This window comes from Limimaricola litoreus (genome assembly GCF_024159025.1).
Taxonomy (GTDB): domain Bacteria; phylum Pseudomonadota; class Alphaproteobacteria; order Rhodobacterales; family Rhodobacteraceae; genus Limimaricola; species Limimaricola litoreus.
Map to the genome: position 1 here is coordinate 1 of NZ_JAMYXC010000323.1, position 1351 is coordinate 1351.

Genomic DNA, 1351 nt, shown 5'->3' on the forward strand with positions numbered 1-1351 from the left:
AGGCGGCGGGGGAAGCCAGTGGCGCGGTGCATAGCGGCGCGACGTCGCAGGATGTGATCGACAGCGCGCTGGCCTGTACGCTGCGCGATACCGCCGCGCTGCTGCGCGGACGGATCGAGGTGCTGCAAGGTCGCCTGGCCAGCCTGCGCGAGGCTCATGGCGCGCGCCCGCTCATGGGGCGCACGCGGATGCAGGCGGCTTTGCCGATCACCGTGGCCCACCGGCTCGACGCCTGGAGGCTGCCGCTCGGAGATCATCTCGACCGGCTCGACCATGGCCTGCCGCGGGTAGCGCGGCTTCAGCTCGGTGGGCCGGTCGGCACGCGGCGTGAGCTGGGCGGGCAGGGCGATACCATGGCCCGGCATCTCGCGCAGGCGCTCGGCCTCGATCCGGCGCCGCAATGGCAGGCCCGCCGCGACGGCGTGGCCGAATTCGCGGGTTTTCTGTCCCTTGTAACCGGAACGCTCGGCAAGATGGGGCAGGATGTCTGTCTCATGGCGCAGCAGGCCCCGCGCGAAATCTCGCTTTCGGGGGGCGGCGGCTCCTCGGCCATGGCGCACAAGCAGAACCCGGTCATGGCTGAGCTTCTGGTGACGCTGGCGCGGTTCAATGCTGGACAGCTTGCGGTGCTTCATCAGGCGCTGGTGCATGAGCAGGAGCGATCGGGCGCCGCGTGGCAGCTCGAATGGATGGTGCTGCCCCAGATGGCGATGGCCACGGGCCGCGCGCTCGTCTCCGCCACCGCGCTGTGCGACGCTGTCGAAGAGATCGGCGCGCCCGGCGACTAGGGCGCGCCGATCCGTCAGTCGGGCAGGATCTTGATATCGAGCAGCGCGCAGCGCCGCTCCTCCCGCACCACCCGGAGCGCCTCTTCGAGGGCACCCGGAAGTTCGGACGCGGTCTCGACCCGACGGGCATGGGCGCGGCTCGCCTCGGCGGTGCGACGAAAATCCGGGCTGGGCTTCAGCGCCGTAAGCGGCATCTCGTTGGCGCGCGAGGCGTGGCCGTCGGGGTAAAGCCCGGTGACCGAGGCGCGCACGGCGCCCCATTCCTCGTTGTTGAGCACCAGGATCAGCAAAGGCAGCTCCAGCGCCTCGGCGATCTGGTGGCAGGCGGTGGGGTTCGAGAACATGTAGGAGCCGTCGCCCATCGTGGCGACGCAGAGCCTCTCGGGATCGGCGAGCTGCGCGCCGAGCGCCGCCGGAAAGCACCAGCCGAGCCCGCCCGAATGCGGCTCCTGGAACCACGAGCCGTGGTCGCGCCGCTCCAGCGGGCCGAGCGGCACGCCAAGCTCGGAGAACACCCGGCTTTCGATCCCGTCGAGCGCGTCGCTCAGCGCGCGGGCCACCTG

General features: G+C 71.1%; 2 protein-coding genes. One reads left to right on the forward strand and one right to left on the reverse strand.

Annotated elements, in window-relative coordinates:
* The coding region (locus tag NHG85_RS19405) for a lyase family protein (RefSeq protein WP_253335387.1) at positions 1 to 788 on the forward strand (788 nt) is incomplete at its 5' end.
* 14 nt (positions 789 to 802) lie between these two features.
* Here NHG85_RS19405 and NHG85_RS19410 read toward each other — a convergent pair.
* On the reverse strand, positions 803 to 1351 hold a 549-nt coding region (locus NHG85_RS19410), incomplete at its 5' end, for a thiamine pyrophosphate-dependent enzyme (RefSeq protein WP_253335388.1).